Annotated in this window: 18 protein-coding genes and 1 pseudogene; 4 read left to right on the top strand and 15 right to left on the bottom strand. The window is 50.0% G+C overall.

All coding sequences use genetic code 11. The features are described 5' to 3' along the window. Positions 1 to 147: 147 nt before the first annotated feature. On the top strand, positions 148 to 651 hold the full coding sequence (locus ACTTK7_RS13795; RefSeq protein WP_462868667.1) for a DUF1648 domain-containing protein: 504 nt from the start codon (positions 148 to 150) through the stop codon (positions 649 to 651). An 11-nt stretch (positions 652 to 662) separates the two neighbouring features. On the opposite strand, the gene ACTTK7_RS13790 is transcribed toward ACTTK7_RS13795, so the two are convergent. Next, positions 663 to 929, bottom strand: coding sequence for a hypothetical protein (locus ACTTK7_RS13790; protein WP_462868666.1), 267 nt, complete (start codon positions 927 to 929; stop codon positions 663 to 665). Next, positions 929 to 1111: a hypothetical protein gene (locus tag ACTTK7_RS13785; RefSeq protein WP_462868665.1), complete on the bottom strand. Its 183-nt coding sequence runs from the start codon at positions 1109 to 1111 to the stop codon at positions 929 to 931. The genes ACTTK7_RS13790 and ACTTK7_RS13785 overlap by 1 nt, the downstream gene beginning before the upstream one ends. 123 nt (positions 1112 to 1234) lie before the next feature. Here ACTTK7_RS13785 and ACTTK7_RS13780 point away from each other — a divergent pair, with 123 nt between their 5' ends. Then, complete coding sequence (locus ACTTK7_RS13780) at positions 1235 to 1600, top strand: hypothetical protein (protein WP_462868664.1); 366 nt, start codon at positions 1235 to 1237, stop codon at positions 1598 to 1600. Between the two features lie 11 nt (positions 1601 to 1611). Here ACTTK7_RS13780 and ACTTK7_RS13775 read toward each other — a convergent pair whose 3' ends face one another. Together ACTTK7_RS13775 and ACTTK7_RS13770 are read right to left on the bottom strand one after the other, a co-directional pair. Beyond that, positions 1612 to 2004, bottom strand: coding sequence for a DUF4181 domain-containing protein (locus ACTTK7_RS13775; RefSeq protein ID WP_462868663.1), 393 nt, complete (start codon positions 2002 to 2004; stop codon positions 1612 to 1614). A gap of 129 nt (positions 2005 to 2133) precedes the next feature. After that, a complete protein-coding gene (locus ACTTK7_RS13770; protein ID WP_462868661.1) occupies positions 2134 to 2769 on the bottom strand; it encodes an FMN-dependent NADH-azoreductase in 636 nt (211 codons plus the stop codon). 248 nt (positions 2770 to 3017) lie between these two features. Here ACTTK7_RS13770 and ACTTK7_RS13765 point away from each other — a divergent pair, with 248 nt between their 5' ends. Then, a complete protein-coding gene (locus ACTTK7_RS13765; RefSeq protein ID WP_462868659.1) occupies positions 3018 to 3377 on the top strand; it encodes a winged helix-turn-helix transcriptional regulator in 360 nt (119 codons plus the stop codon). Between the two features lie 58 nt (positions 3378 to 3435). Here ACTTK7_RS13765 and ACTTK7_RS13760 read toward each other — a convergent pair whose 3' ends face one another. Continuing rightward, positions 3436 to 4323 carry an SDR family oxidoreductase gene (locus tag ACTTK7_RS13760; protein WP_462868658.1) on the bottom strand — a complete coding sequence of 296 codons (888 nt, stop codon included), beginning with the start codon at positions 4321 to 4323 and terminating at the stop codon, positions 3436 to 3438. A 248-nt stretch (positions 4324 to 4571) separates the two neighbouring features. On the opposite strand from ACTTK7_RS13760, the gene ACTTK7_RS13755 reads away from it, so the two are divergent. Next, complete coding sequence (locus tag ACTTK7_RS13755) at positions 4572 to 5006, top strand: VOC family protein (RefSeq protein WP_462868657.1); 435 nt, start codon at positions 4572 to 4574, stop codon at positions 5004 to 5006. Positions 5007 to 5073: 67 nt separating this feature from the next. Here ACTTK7_RS13755 and ACTTK7_RS13750 read toward each other — a convergent pair. The 10 genes and pseudogenes from ACTTK7_RS13750 to uxaC all read right to left on the bottom strand — a co-directional run bounded on the left by ACTTK7_RS13750 (position 5074) and on the right by uxaC (position 13984). After that, positions 5074 to 6402: pseudogene (locus tag ACTTK7_RS13750) on the bottom strand (TrkH family potassium uptake protein). A 232-nt stretch (positions 6403 to 6634) separates the two neighbouring features. Continuing rightward, complete coding sequence (locus tag ACTTK7_RS13745; protein WP_462868656.1) at positions 6635 to 7264, bottom strand: class F sortase; 630 nt, start codon at positions 7262 to 7264, stop codon at positions 6635 to 6637. Further along, positions 7233 to 8069, bottom strand: a complete 837-nt coding sequence (locus ACTTK7_RS13740) for a DUF4397 domain-containing protein (RefSeq protein ID WP_462868655.1) — start codon at positions 8067 to 8069, stop codon at positions 7233 to 7235. The genes ACTTK7_RS13745 and ACTTK7_RS13740 overlap by 32 nt, the downstream gene beginning before the upstream one ends. Positions 8070 to 8227: 158 nt before the next feature. Next, positions 8228 to 8422, bottom strand: a complete 195-nt coding sequence (locus ACTTK7_RS13735) for a helix-turn-helix transcriptional regulator (RefSeq protein ID WP_462868654.1) — start codon at positions 8420 to 8422, stop codon at positions 8228 to 8230. Positions 8423 to 8439: 17 nt separating this feature from the next. Continuing rightward, a complete protein-coding gene (locus tag ACTTK7_RS13730; RefSeq protein ID WP_462868653.1) occupies positions 8440 to 8919 on the bottom strand; it encodes a DUF6773 family protein in 480 nt (159 codons plus the stop codon). A 117-nt stretch (positions 8920 to 9036) separates the two neighbouring features. Further along, positions 9037 to 10041, bottom strand: a complete 1005-nt coding sequence (locus ACTTK7_RS13725; protein ID WP_462868652.1) for a PfkB family carbohydrate kinase — start codon at positions 10039 to 10041, stop codon at positions 9037 to 9039. Between the two features lie 3 nt (positions 10042 to 10044). Then, on the bottom strand, positions 10045 to 10674 hold the full coding sequence (locus tag ACTTK7_RS13720) for a bifunctional 2-keto-4-hydroxyglutarate aldolase/2-keto-3-deoxy-6-phosphogluconate aldolase (RefSeq protein ID WP_462868651.1): 630 nt from the start codon (positions 10672 to 10674) through the stop codon (positions 10045 to 10047). Between the two features lie 11 nt (positions 10675 to 10685). Next, positions 10686 to 11531, bottom strand: coding sequence for an SDR family oxidoreductase (locus ACTTK7_RS13715; RefSeq protein ID WP_462868650.1), 846 nt, complete (start codon positions 11529 to 11531; stop codon positions 10686 to 10688). Positions 11532 to 11534: 3 nt separating this feature from the next. After that, positions 11535 to 12572, bottom strand: coding sequence for a mannonate dehydratase (gene uxuA, locus ACTTK7_RS13710; RefSeq protein WP_462868649.1), 1038 nt, complete (start codon positions 12570 to 12572; stop codon positions 11535 to 11537). A gap of 14 nt (positions 12573 to 12586) precedes the next feature. Beyond that, a complete protein-coding gene (gene uxaC, locus ACTTK7_RS13705) occupies positions 12587 to 13984 on the bottom strand; it encodes a glucuronate isomerase (RefSeq protein WP_462868648.1) in 1398 nt (465 codons plus the stop codon). Between the last annotated feature and the right edge of the window lie 87 nt (positions 13985 to 14071).

The following is a 14071-nucleotide window of genomic DNA, read 5'->3' as shown; positions in this document are numbered from 1 at the left end:
GGCGGATGATATTGGATATAATTTCCAATATTTACTTCTATGACCAACATTTGTTTTCAAACCTGCAACTTAAGAGTTCCTCTGTTTTTTAATCATATATTTGCTAAAATAGGTATTAAAAGGAAATTAAGCGGGTGTGATTTAAATATGAGAGCACTAAATCCGACGGCAGAAAAGGTTCGCGTTTCGCGGCCAAAGGTTTGTGTTTGGCTCGATGCGGCGGGTGTAATATTGTTTCTTGCAGCTACAGTCTTTTTTGCTTTTACATATAATGCATTTCCCGAACAGATCCCTGTTCATTTCAGCATGAACGGGGAAGTAAATGAATATGGGAACAAAGCGGCCATTTGGCTTCTGCTGGCTATCGCTTTCGTATTATGGATTTTCATGTCCCTGTTAGAACAGGTTCCTCATATACATAATTACCCGAGGAAAATTCATAATGGCAATGTCCATGCGCAATACCGCAACAGCATTCTTTTACTCAATACAATGAAAAACTATATGTTAATTATGTTCATCGGTTTAAATGCCGAATTCGTGACAAATATTCATGGATCTGAGCCAAATCACTTTTTAATAATAGGTCTTATAGCCGGAATATTTGTCGTAATGCTGCCGTTTTTGATACGCGCTTTTCGTTTATCATAATAAGCTGAGCGCTATAAATATTGCCGAAACAGAGAGTAGCCGCCAAGACCGACGATCATGCAGACAGTAATTGTTGTAAATGTATAAATGACGTCCACTGATTCAAATGCCCCGCTTCGCCAGCCCGCAACGGCTGCACTTACCAGAGAGACCACACCTGTAATGAGCACATATCCGAGTGTAATCAGCAGATGTATTTTCCAGTTCGCCGGCTCAAGCACTGCATATAAAGCGAAGGAGACGAACACCACTGGGATTAATAACACCAGCAGACTCATCAATTTTTCTGCATTCGCTTATTTTTAATAACATCAGCTGTAAGCCATACCGATCCCATAACAGCCACCACAGCGAGCAGTATCATAACGGTTGGCAGTTCCTTTTCAACATAGTTCAAGCCAAAAATGACAGCGATCGATATGATTAATATACTGAGAACCGTGATTTGACGAATAGACATCGGAAACCCTCCTTAAGGGAAAATAAATAACCAGTTATATCGATCATTCGTACGGTTAAAGAAATATATACTTATAACGGCATAATTTTTCCAGTTGATTTCTTATACAACGGAGTTGATACAGTGACCACAGTAATGATCATTCTCATTATTTTTCTTCTTACACTAATTATTGATAATAGAATGCGAAAGAAAACACGGGTTTCCTACCGAAGAAACAACTACCGGATGCAGGAGGAAAAGTTTCTTAAGGCTAAGATTTATATTACCGTTTTTACGCTTTTTCTTTTTATTCTTTTCATCGGTACCGGAAAAACGGCATGGGTTTTCCCGGCACTGGGTTTCCATTTTGCGCTTCTGTCCCTGCTTGACGGTATAGAGGAAAAGCGCAATATCCCTAAGGAACGCAAGCACTGGCACTCCTTTTTTATCAGCATTGTTTCTGCATTAATCGGCATCATCGCTCTCGCAGACCTTATGCTTTACTGACTGCGCTTCAACTAAAATAGAAGCTCCAGCGTAAGATAAGAAACAATAAAAAACATAGTAGTAATCACTGATACTATATATTCCTTCGCCCCACGGGCAAAATACCATTCCAGCCATGCCTGGGCTGCTGCAAATAATATTAAAACAGCAAGCATGGCCAGCGGAATATAACCTTGCGAATACGTTTCTGCCGTAAAAGCTGGAATCACTATAAGCACTAAAGCAACAGTAAGGATGCCAAAAGACCAATACTGTCCTCGGGTTTCTTTGATCTTGACTGCTCCCTTTGGCACAATCCATATTTCCAGAGGAATACGAAGCAGGATGGTCGCAAGCACCACCACAGAGAAGTATTCCGGCATATTATCACCTTTCTTTGGAGTAGTTAATCGTTTTTTACACACAGATCCTTAATTTTCACCTAAAATATTACAAATCAGTGTAGCAAAGATTTCCTTTTCTGCCTACCTCACCTATATTTTCCCATAAAAAAACCCGCCGGCAGCTTCCTGCCGGGCGGATTGGTTGATTCGTTATACTTTTTGGTAGGCAACGCGGGAAGCGGCTTCCGCAACTTCCTTGAGTCCGGCGTCGATGATTTCCTCTGCCTGGTCCGGATTGGCATTGTGACCTTCGATTACTACTTCGTCCACGATATCCATGCCGTACAGACCGCCAAAAATGTTCTGCATGTACGTAAGCGCCATATCCATGCCGGCCATTTCCGGAGCGGAATACACCCCGCCGCGGGCGTTCAGAAAGATTACTTTTTTCTCCGGCATGAGCGGAATCAGTGCACCTTCCGGGCTGTATTTAAACGTGTAGCCGGCTTCAGCGATATAGTCAATAAAGGTCTGCAGCTTGGCCGGAATTGTCAGGTTCCACAGCGGGAAGGCGAATACGACAAGGTCAGCAGCGCTGAAGGCATCCTTTGCTTTCTGCTTGGCGGCAAGCACCCGGCGGTCCATTTCAGTTGGCTCGCCATCTGTCGCAAGGCGGCCGAAAGCGTCAAAGAAGTCCTGGCCAAAATACGGCGTATCCTCTTCAAACACGTCGTAGGTCTGCACGTTTAATGCACCCGCGTCCTGAACGCTTTCCAGAAACGTTTCGTACATTTTCGTGGAAATGCCATCCGGGCGGTTATTTGCTTTTACTAGTAATACGTTCACAGCTATCCCTCTTTTTCTTAAATGTTTAATTTTTCTCTGCTCTTATTATTTTAGCCGCTCCTGCCGCGAAAACAAGTACGCACTTAAAAGTGGTATAGTTCCCTTGAGGGTACCAATGGCGGCTTTTAAATAGCTTAAGCAAAACAGTTCGTTTTACGGACGGAGCGTGGTAGTATGTACATACTGGATTGCATGTAAGCAAAGATCTACATACCTGCTTTATAAAATCATACTAAGGAGTGACATTAATGAAAAAAGAAGTCGAATTCTGTCAGTTTCAGGAGGCGCTCGGCATTCTTGTCGGCAAATGGAAGCCTGTCATTCTTGTGCATCTGCTTAATGACGGCACGCAGCGCTTCAGCGTCTTAAAACGAAAAATGCCGGGCATCACCCAGCGCATGCTCACCAAGCAGCTGCGCGAACTCGAGGATGAGGATATTATCCGGCGTGTCATTTATCCGGAAATCCCGCCCAAGGTGGAATATTCCATTACCGAATACGGCCGGAGCCTGGAGCCGATACTCGAAGCGATGCACGAGTGGGGAAGCTCCCACGTTGCACGCAAGCAGGCAGAGGAGCCCGGGGAACAGGAAGAAAAGCTTTCCTAAACAAAACAAGCACCCATTTCCCGTGATCCGGGAGATGGGTGCTTTTCGTCTGTCTTTATTAATTGGCGTTCAAGCCGCCGGTCGCGCTGTATACGTGACCGGTTACGTAGCTTGCCTGATCGGAGGCAAGAAATACGTACATTCCGGAAAGCTCTACCGGCTGGCCGGCGCGCCCGAGCGGTGTCTCCGGCGTTTCTTCCCCGAATTTCGGGATGTTTTCGCCCGGCTGGCCGCCGGAAATCTGCAGTGGAGACCAGAATGGTCCCGGTGCGACCGAATTCACCCGGATGCCCTGGGAGGCTACCTGCTTGGCAAGTGCTTTCGTAAATCCGATAATAGTGCTTTTGGTAGCGGCATAATCCAGAAGCATCGGCGACGGATCATAGCCTTCAATGGACGTCGTCGTTATGATCGATCCGCCCTCCGGCATATGCGGCAGTGCTTCCTGGGTCATCCAGTACATGGAGAATACGTTCGTTTCAAACGTGGAAACAATCTGTTCAGTCGTAAGGTCAGCAATGTCTTTAACGGCCTGCTGTTTACCGGCGACAAGTGCCAGAATGTCCAGGCCGCCGAGTTCATCCACCGCAGACTGCACGAGTTCGCGGGAGAACGTTTCGCTTCTGAGGTCTCCCGGCAGAAGTACTGCTTTACGCCCGGCCTGTTCAATCATTTCTTTTACATCCTGGGCGTCCGGCTCCTCGTCCGGCAGATAATTAATAGCTACATCGGCGCCTTCGCGGGCATACGCAATAGCCGCCGCCCGGCCGATACCGGAATCGCCGCCGGTAACGAGCGCTTTTCGTCCCTTTAACTGGCCGGTGCCTTCATAGCTGCTTTCGCCGCAATCCGGCTGTGGATTCATATATTTCTGCACACCAGGCGGATCCTGGTACTGCTTTGGATAATCGTCATGATAATACTGGTTGCGTGGATCCTGGGCCATGCTGGAAAGCTCCTTTGTTTACATAATTTAATTACATTGTTCTTTATTTCCATTTTATAAAAAAATGAAACATTCAATAGTATTTTCATATAAGAACTTTGAACGGCTAATAATTCCCTTTTCCCATCATATATAAAAAAATAGCCCTATAGTAAAGAGGGATTTTCATCCAGGAAATAGAAACCAGTATACACTCGCCTTTTCCGCCTGAAGAGATAATTATTAACATGCAGAGGAGTGTGCATCTAATGAATAGCGTGGAAATTGACATGGTAGTGACCGACAGTTTAAAAGCCCTGAAGTTGTACGAAAAAATATTTGAGATCGAGACAGTAGAGATTTCGAACTTTTCCCGGGGTGAAAACGAAGCTATCTTTACGCTGTATGATGTTTTGTTCCATCTGCTCGATGAAAACCCGGCCTTCCACTTAATCGCCCCCTCCCCCGATGAGCCGAAAACACTCTGGTTCAATATCACAGTTCCAGATATCGAGGAGACCTACGCCAAAGCCATCGACGCAGGCTGCAGTGAAGTACAGCCGGTCACGAACCTTCCCGACCAGGGCGTATCAAATGCTATTTTCATGGATCCCTTCGGCTATATCTGGATGCTGCATCAGGTGTATGAGGAAGTGAGCTTGGAAGAACGTAAGCGGCTCTGGGAGGAAAGACGGGCGAATTAACATTAAAGCAGCCACTCTCTGTATATTACAGAAAATGGCTGCCTTTCATATTCTCAGGCTGCAAAGTTTACCCGGTGAAAATATCGCCCTGCGGGTAGCGCACGTGCGTTTTTTTCGGTTTGGCCAGCGAAAAAGCGAGCGTGACCGAGCCCACACGGCCAATGAACATAATACCGATGATCACGACTTTTCCCATCGTGCTTAAGGATTCAGTGAGCCCCATCGTAAGACCGACCGTGCCGAACGCTGAAAACACCTCGAACACAATTTGCTCAAACGGGGCCTGCTCGGTCAGTGATAAACTAAATATTCCCGAAAAGACCACCGCAAACCCGAGCACCGTAATGGCGAGTGCCCGTTCAATAATGGCCGGAGCGATGCGGCGGCGAAAGGCGGTGAAATCTTCATCACGTTTAATGTATTTTACCGCGGCCAGGACGATCACCAGAAATGTCGTCAGCTTAATTCCGCTTGCCGTTGAAGCGCTGCCGGCGCCGATGAACATGAGCATCATAATAAATACGATCGTCTGAATCTGCATATCGGCAATGTTAACGGTATTAAAACCGGCCGTTCTCGGCGACACCGCCTGAAAATAAGAGGTCCACAGCTGCTCCCCAAGCGAAAGTGAGGTCGTAGTCTGCGGATTAATATATTCAAACAAAAATACAATAGTCACGGCGACAGCATTCAGCACGAGCGTGCCAACGATCATCAATTTCGAATGCAGCGTCAGTGTGCGGAATGTCCGTTTTTCCCATACATCATACAGCACTGTAAATCCGATGCCTCCGATAATAAATGAAAAAGAGATGGCAATATTCACCGCCGGATTGCCGGCATACTGCATCAGGTTGCTGTCCTAGAGTGCAAACCCCGCATTGTTAACGGCAGAAACGGCATGAAACACACTGTAGAACAGCCCCTCGCTCCACCCATATTCCGGCACCCACTGGGCGGCAAGTGCGGCAGCAGCTGCGGATTCCACCGTTAAAGAAAAAATCACCAGAATTTTTACCAGCTTCACGACTCCGCCCATCGCCGGCTGATTCAGTGACTCCTGCACGAGAAGCCGGCTGCGCAGGCCGATCCGTTTACCGAGCAGGAGCACAATAAACACTGTGACCACCATAAACCCGAGGCCGCCAAGCTGAATCATGACCATAATCACCGTCTGGCCGAACACCGTGAAGCCGTTACCCGGACTGATCGTTACCAGCCCGGTCACAGTTGTGGCAGACGCTGCTGTAAACAGTGCATCAATCACACTGATCGGGGCCGCAGTGGATACCGGAAGCATCAACAGTACCCTCCCCGCCGTAATGACGACAAGAAAGCCCGAAGCAAGAATCTGCGGAGGCGTCATGCTCCGCATCAACCATGATAGAAAAGTCATTACACATCGCTCGATTCTGCAAAAGGTAGTACTGCGTAGGAAAAACCATTTCCGGCTTGAAAAATATTCCTTCTATTTTTCTATCATACAAAAAACCCGTGTGTTTCACTAGCTTTTTTTATCTGGCGGTACTGCCCTTGAATTCCTCTTTTAAAATACAAAAAGCCTGAACCGTGAACACTTGTTTCTGTGTCCAGGATTCAGGCTTTTCTCATCCAAAAGCAGGCTTTCGTTAATCATTTACAGCGGTAGCGGTAACAACCAATCTTTCCCTGTGAGTACCGGCGTCGTTGTCAAACTCTCCGGTACATGTGATCAACTGAAGCGAACGCTCGCTGGAGGATCCGAAAATCTGCTGAATTGGGGCATCATCATAAGGATAAGATGCTGTGGATTCCATTTTAAAAATGATCGTTTCCCCGGACACACCGGTTACTTCAATCAAATCTCCTTTTTTAAGCTTATCCAGATGATAAAATACCGCGGGGCCGGAGCGGTCATTCACATGCCCTGCAATAACCGCATTCCCTCGCTCTCCCGGCTTAAATCCCGGCGAAAACCAGCCGGTATCCTCTCCGTTGTCAGGCACTTCCATTCCTCCATCATCCGTATATCCCATGTCTTCTACTTCCGCTTCCACGCCAATCGAGCTTATCCTGATTTCTGCCGGTGAAATAGACTGCGGGGAGGACACTGGTTGTGTCTCTCTCCGCTCCTCTATTTCCGAAGCTTCCGCCCCTTCTATTGACGGTTCCGAATACGTCGATTCCGCTTGCGTGAATTCTTCTGAGCTTCCGGTTAGAAAAAGAATCAGGATGGCGAGGAGAATACTATGAAGTAGCGTCCGTACGGCGGCGTGCATAGTATCCAGCTCCAAGACCAGCTGCTAACAGGCCAGCCAGTACATACATCATCGTATTGTCGGTTCCGGCTGCTCCAGTCTGCGGCATTTCAGATGGCATACCCTCACTGGAAGGGGTTGACAGTATAATAGCATCAAGCTCAGGATCGCCTTCTGCAAAGCCAACAGCAAGGACAGAATAATTCATGCCTTCCTCAAGCTCCGTACCGGCCAGGTCAAGAACCACGTCCTCCGTGCCAGTCGGACGCACTTCCAGGTCATAGGTTCCGGCTTCCACTTCCATATAATCCGTGACTCCAGTGAACGGAGCATCTTCAAATAAAATATCTCCGTCTGTTACCGCGACATCAACGTTCGGGGCATCCGGAGAGAAGTGGGCTACTCTGACATTAGCCATTCCTTCTGCTGCTTCCTGATTGTCCTCAAGCACACTAAGTTCAATGTCTTCAAGCGTGTTTATGGCTGCAGCTGTATAAGCTTCGCCCTCTTCCACATCAAGCGTGCCGGCCAATACAGGATCGCCTTCACCTTCTTCACCAGCGGCAAATATCTCTATTTCGCGCTCCCCTTCCGGTACTTCCAGATAATCAGTTGCATCCTTGAAGGCCGCCCCTTCGACTACAGCTTCTCCATCAACATGCACATCTACCTCGGGTGCATCAGGAGAGGCGTGGACAATTCTTACCATCCCGCTGTCTTCCGATGAACCGTCCTCCGTGTCGTGACTGTCAGCCAACGCTGTTCCTCCCCCGGCGAAACTAAACACCAGCGCACCAGTTAACATGGACCCAGCAAGCTTTTTCATTTCTCCGCCTTCTTTCTGAATAAGATGTGAATCTCCGGGGCGGGTACTATGCAACTGATTATCAGAAACATAGTTGGTTTCCTATATCCCTTTTGAGAGCATTTCAAAAATAGATTTCACAATTTTCTAATAAATATTTTTATACTGATATACCAGCTTTATTCCTCCCAAAACAGGTCGTCAAGCGTCTTGGAGAGTACCCTGCAGATCGAAAGACACAGCTGCAGGCTCGGGTTGTATTTACCGAGCTCGATCAGTCCGATCGTCTGACGGGAGACACCGATTTGTTCGGCAAGCTCCTGCTGGGATAAATTTTTTTCCACCCGCGCCGCTTTTAGTTTTAAATTTTTCATCTTTGATCCTGTCCTTTTTATTCAGCATGTCTTGATTTTGTAAATGCGTCGATCAAAAAAGCCGCGCCTACCAACAGCGGAATATAAATCATAAGACTGACAGCAGCCACAAGAAAAAAGTAATAGATGCTCTGGGGTGTTCCTTCTGCGTATAAAACGGCACTTCGCATACCGAAATAAAGAGAAATGGCCACGCCGCTGACTACGGCGTAAATAAAGTTCTTCGCCGTCATCGGAATACGACTGCTGCGGTCGTGCATTTCCCGCTCAGCACTGAAAATATCGAGCTGCCAGCCGCGGACTATATAATAAAACGACGTGCCAAGCAGTATTGTAATTTCCAGAGCCGCACCAGCGTAAGCTTCAACCTCCGTAAACTGCTTAACGAGAATAGATAGAATACATAAACCTACAACGACCGCAAACAGCTCCCGGTAAATCTGGCTTTTCGCCTGCTCCACTCGTTCATCCTTCGGCTTCGATTGAAACCACCGCATGTTCACCGCCTCCTTTTTTCTTTCATTGTACATTATAATTATCATAATGCAATATATATATTGCATAACAAAAGAAAAAAGCCCGGCTTTCCATTCAGCCGGACGAACAAAATTACCTTATCTTTTCACATCGTTGCCCTGATTTTCGACAAATTGAAGCACGTACGCTTCGTCGAACTGGTTGCTGTCACCGTACACCATGTGCTTCAACACGCTCGAGCCGGTCGCAAAGTCGACGATCGCCTGCGGATCCCAGTCTTCCTGCAGAACCCCGTGCAGGATGCCGGAGGCAAAGCTGTCCCCGCCGCCAACCCGCTCGAGCAGATCAAACGAAACGGTGCTGCTCGCATGGAGCCGGCTGCCGTCGTAATAGTAGCCGGTCAGGCTGTTCGAGCTCGCCGACGCCGCCGTCCGGTGGGTGCTTGCCATCGTAGAAATCTGGTACTTCCCGGCGGCCTCGTCGTAGAAACGCTCCAGCTGCTCCGGCGAAAACGCTTCGTCCCCGTCCATCCCGAGCAGATACACAAAATCCTTGTGGCCGATGAAACAAATATCCACGTAGGGAAGGATTTCTTCGAAGGAGGCTTTCGCCTCCTCCGGCGACCACAGCTTCGCCCGGTAGTTGCAGTCAAAGCTTACCTGCACCCCGCGGCTTGCCGCCTCCTGCACGGCGGTCATCGTCAGGCGATGCATGGCCGGGCCGAGCGCGGGCGTAATGCCGCTCACGTGAAACACGTCCACGCCGGCAAGCAGCTGCTCCCAGTCAAGGTCAGCTTCCACAAGCTCCCATACCGAGGAATCCGCCCGGTCGTAGATGACCTCTGCCGGCTTGACCGAATAGCCTTCTTCCACGTAGTACAGCCCTAGACGACGGCCCTGGTCTATAATTGTATTCGTGTTGACACCGGCCGTCCGGAGTCGGCGCTTGGCAGCTTCCCCCATTGCATTTGCCGGCAGCGCTGTCAAAAATGATGCGTCGTGACCGAACTGGCTCATGTTCATCGCCACGTTGGCCTCCGCGCCGCCAAAGTACGCGTGAAAATCATTCGTCTGCACCAGCCGCTGGTGGGACGGGGGAGTGAGCCGCATCATGATTTCGCCCATCGTCAGAATTCGCGCCATCGCCTACACCTCCTCTGCGAGCCGCTGGAATTCGCCTGCAAGCCGGGTAACTTCCTCGTAATCACCGGTCTTGGCCGGTCCGGTAATCGATCCGCCGGCCCCGATCATGATGGCACCGGCCTGCAGCCATTCCTGGACATTACCGAGATCGACGCCGCCGGTCGGCATCAGCTGAATTTGTGGCAGCGGGCCGCGCAGCGTTTTAATAAAGGACGGGGCGTACATTTCTCCCGGAAACAGCTTGACCACCTGCGCGCCGTAGGCCATCGCTTCGGTCGCTTCCCGGACGGTCATCACGCCCGGAAGATACGGAACAGCGTAGCGGTTGCACAACTTCGCCACCTCCGGATCAAAGGAGGGGCTCACAATAAAGGACGCGCCCCGGATAATGGCGAGCCGGGCCGTTTCGCTGTCGAGCACGGTGCCCGCCCCGACCACCGCCTCCGGGTACTTTTGTACGAGCGTGCGCAGCACGTCATCGGCATCCGGCACGGTAAAGGTAACCTCGAGTGTCCGGGAGCCGCCCTTCACGCAGGCATCGGCGGTCTTCACCGCCTGGTCCGCGTTGTCGCCGCGGATGACCACGGCCACCTTGTTTTCAATCATGTGATTCAGAATATGAAATACTCTCATCGTTTTCTCCTTTATACTCCAGAATACGCGGAAAATCCGCCGTCAATCGGTACGACAATGCCGTTCACAAAGCCCGAGGATTTTTCATCTACGAGCCACAGCAGGGTGCCCACCAGCTCCTCCGGCTCCCCGAAGCGCTCCTGCGGCGTCTGGGACAGGATTTTTTCCGCTCTCGCACTCAGTACGCCTTCTTCCGAAAACATCAGCTCCCGGTTCTGGTCCGTCAGGAAAAAGCCCGGTGCCATGGCGTTTACCCGCACGCCGGATTTGGAAAAATAGACGGCAAGCCACTGCGTGAAGTTGCTGACAGCCGCCTTTGCCCCGCTGTAGGCAGGGATTTTTGTGAGCGGCCGGTACGCATTCATCGATGAAATGTTAATAATCGAGCCCGGACGGTCATACACCATGTCGCGGGTAAATACCTGCGACGGAATCAGCGCTCCGAGAAAATTCAGGGAAAACAGCTGATCCACCGCGGCAGGATCCAGGTCAAAAAACGTGCCGCCGCTGTCGGGCGCTTCCGGATTGAAGTATTCCTCCCCGGTCGTCGCCTTCGGATTATTGCCGCCCGCTCCGTTGACGAGAATATCGCACGGCCCGAACCGGCTTTTTACATCGTCGTAAATGGCCTCCATTGCCTGCTTATCGGTTACATCGCCGCTGTAGCCGGCAGCTTCTCCCCCGCCTTCGCTGATCCGCCGGGCCACTTCTTCGACCTTTTCCTTGTTTCGGGCAATGATCGCCACTTTGGCTCCGTTGGCAGCCAGGGCCTCCGCCATCACCGAGCCGAGCACCCCGCTTCCGCCTGTGATAACAACAACCTTATCCTCCAGTGGAATCTGAAATGGTGTCTGCATCGTTTATCTCCTCTCCTGCACAGCATCGATAATGCCATTAAGATATACCGCACCGAGCGCGCGGTCGTACAAGCCGTACCCCGGCCGGCCTTCCTCGCCCCAGATCATCCGTCCGTGATCCGGACGGATCGGGCCTTCATAGCCCACTTCGATCAGCTTCTGCATAATGCCGACCATATCGAGTGATCCGTCATGCACGGAATGAGACGTTTCCTGGAATGATTTTTCGCTCGTCCATCGCACGTTTCTTGCGTGCACAAAGTGAATGCGGTCCTTCATATGCTCAATCATGCCGATTAAATCGTTGTTCTGGTCCGCGCCGTAGGACCCGGTGCAGAAGGTAATCCCGTTATGCCTGCTGTTGACCCGCTTCAGCATCGTCATGACATTCGCTTCATTTGTGATAATGCGCGGCAGACCGAAAATGTCCCATGGCGGATCATCCGGATGAATCGCCATCAGCACATCCTCTTCCTCAGCAACCGGAATAATACGCTCCAGAAAGTAAACCAGGTTCTCCATCAGGTCCTCTTTCGATATTTCCTTATATTCCTCCATAATGACCCGCAGGTCGTCCTTCTGGTAGGATAAATCCCACCCGGGAAGCGTCAGGCTCCCATCGAGCGGATCAATCTGCTGAATCAGGTCCTCATCATACATGAGGGAATGGGAGCCGTCCGGAAGTGGGGCATCAAGCTTGGAGCGAGTCCAGTCAAACACCGGCATGAAGTTGTAGCAGATAGTCTTAATGCCTTCTTGGGAAAGATTGCGGATCGTTTCCTGATATTTTTCAATCCAGCTGTCTCTCTTGCTTTTGCCCATTTTAATGTCTTCATGCACCGGCACGCTTTCCACTACGTTCCATACGAGTCCGCGCTGTTCAATTTCTTCTTTAACTTCCCGGATTTTCTCCCGCGGCCATGTTTCGCCCGGCGGCAGGTCATATATCGCAGAGACAATCCCCTTCATCGCGGGAATCTGTTTGATTTGTTCGAGCTTGACGGGGTCTTCGGTCCCGTACCAGCGAAAGCTCATCTCCATGAACTGTTCCTCCTTTAAATTGAAAAATACCTTTTCGCGTTGTAGTAGCAAATATTTTCGACATACGTACTTAATAGCTTCAAGTCGTGCGGCGCTTTTCCTTCCTCCACCCATCTGCCAATTAAATTGCATAGAATGCGCCGGAAATATTCATGCCTCGAAAACGACAAGAAGCTTCTCGAATCGGTCAGCATGCCGATAAAATTGCTGATCAGGCCAATATTGGCCAGGGACATCATCTGGCTTTCCATTCCGTCAATATGGTCATTGAACCACCAGGCGGTGCCCAACTGAACCTTGCCGGGAATGTCGCTATTCTGGAAGCTGCCGGCAATTGCCGCTAGCGTATTGTTGTTATTGGCATTGACGCTGTACAGCACGGTTTTCGGGAGCGCTCCATTTTGTTCAAGCTGATCAAGAAACGCAGCAAGCGGACGGGCAGGCAGCTGGTCATGAATCGCATCAAATCCCGTGTCCCCACCGAGCTTTTGGAACATCGCCGTATTTGTGTTGCGGAGCGGATGCAGATGCAGCTGCATTGCCCAGTCCTTTGCCGCATACCGTTCAGCCAGATGCAGCAGCGTATACGTTTTGTACTGGGCTGCCTCCTGCGCCGTAACCGCCTCTCCGTTCATCCGTTTTTGGAAAACGGCCGCTGCTTCCGCTTCGCTCGCTGGTTCATACCCCATTTCAGTCAGCCCGTGATCGGAGCTGCGGGTGCCGAGCGCATCAAACGCGTCGATTCTTTCATCAAGGGCGGCTAAAAGCTCGCCGTAGGAGGAAATCTTTTTTCCCGTTAAATCTGCCAGCTGCCCGACCCAGCCGGAAAAGCTGTCCTTCTCGAGATGCAGCGCCTGGTCCGGCCGGTAGGAAGGCGACACCTCAAGCGGCAAATCGCTTCGTCCCAGCTGCTCGTGAGTGGTTAACGAGTCCGCCGGGTCGTCCGTCGTTCCCAGGAACACGACGTTGTCCTTCTGGAGGAGCGATCGGGTGGAAAACTCCGGTGACTGCAGCTTTTCCCTGGTTTCCTTCCAGATTCCTTCCGCCGTGTCCCGGTTTAACAGCTTATCAATGCCGAAATACGACGACAGCTCCAGGTGCGTCCAGTGATACAGCGGATTCCCGAGCGTGTTCGGCACCGTTTCCGCCCACGCCAGAAATTTTTCGTAGTCGCTTTTGTTTCCCGTAATATATTCTTCTGCGATTCCATTTGCCCGCATGGCTCTCCACTTGTAATGATCGCCGCTCAGCCAGATCTGGGCCAGGTTATCAAAGTTTTTGTCGTTTAAAATTTCGCCGGGCGGCAGGTGGTTGTGATAGTCGATGAGCGGCAGATGCTTCGCATAATCATGATACAGCGTGCGTGCCACTTGCGATTGAAGCAGAAAATCTTCGTGAATAAACGCAGTCATGTTATCATCTCCTAATTAATTTGTTTACTATGCAAACTATTAAATTTATACTTTTAACACAGCAGTATTCATATTACTACCATACGC

It is taken from the genome of Marinococcus tarijensis (assembly GCF_054971385.1).
The sequence above is the reverse complement of the archived record's forward strand: the minus strand, read 5'-3'. Positions and strand labels throughout refer to the sequence as shown.

Bases quoted from the DNA above. Each gene is read 5' to 3' on its own strand.
- ACTTK7_RS13795 (WP_462868667.1), top strand. From the start codon at position 148: ATGAGAGCACTAAATCCGACGGCAGAAAAGGTTCGCGTTTCGCGGCCA.
- ACTTK7_RS13790 (WP_462868666.1), bottom strand. From the start codon at position 929: ATGAGTCTGCTGGTGTTATTAATCCCAGTGGTGTTCGTCTCCTTCGCT.
- ACTTK7_RS13785 (WP_462868665.1), bottom strand. From the start codon at position 1,111: ATGTCTATTCGTCAAATCACGGTTCTCAGTATATTAATCATATCGATC.
- ACTTK7_RS13765 (WP_462868659.1), top strand. From the start codon at position 3,018: ATGAAAAAAGAAGTCGAATTCTGTCAGTTTCAGGAGGCGCTCGGCATT.
- ACTTK7_RS13760 (WP_462868658.1), bottom strand. From the start codon at position 4,323: ATGGCCCAGGATCCACGCAACCAGTATTATCATGACGATTATCCAAAG.
- ACTTK7_RS13755 (WP_462868657.1), top strand. From the start codon at position 4,572: ATGAATAGCGTGGAAATTGACATGGTAGTGACCGACAGTTTAAAAGCC.
- ACTTK7_RS13745 (WP_462868656.1), bottom strand. From the start codon at position 7,264: ATGCACGCCGCCGTACGGACGCTACTTCATAGTATTCTCCTCGCCATC.
- ACTTK7_RS13740 (WP_462868655.1), bottom strand. From the start codon at position 8,069: ATGAAAAAGCTTGCTGGGTCCATGTTAACTGGTGCGCTGGTGTTTAGT.
- ACTTK7_RS13735 (WP_462868654.1), bottom strand. From the start codon at position 8,422: ATGAAAAATTTAAAACTAAAAGCGGCGCGGGTGGAAAAAAATTTATCC.
- ACTTK7_RS13730 (WP_462868653.1), bottom strand. From the start codon at position 8,919: ATGCGGTGGTTTCAATCGAAGCCGAAGGATGAACGAGTGGAGCAGGCG.
- ACTTK7_RS13725 (WP_462868652.1), bottom strand. From the start codon at position 10,041: ATGGCGCGAATTCTGACGATGGGCGAAATCATGATGCGGCTCACTCCC.
- ACTTK7_RS13720 (WP_462868651.1), bottom strand. From the start codon at position 10,674: ATGAGAGTATTTCATATTCTGAATCACATGATTGAAAACAAGGTGGCC.
- ACTTK7_RS13715 (WP_462868650.1), bottom strand. From the start codon at position 11,531: ATGCAGACACCATTTCAGATTCCACTGGAGGATAAGGTTGTTGTTATC.
- uxuA (WP_462868649.1), bottom strand. From the start codon at position 12,572: ATGGAGATGAGCTTTCGCTGGTACGGGACCGAAGACCCCGTCAAGCTC.
- uxaC (WP_462868648.1), bottom strand. From the start codon at position 13,984: ATGACTGCGTTTATTCACGAAGATTTTCTGCTTCAATCGCAAGTGGCA.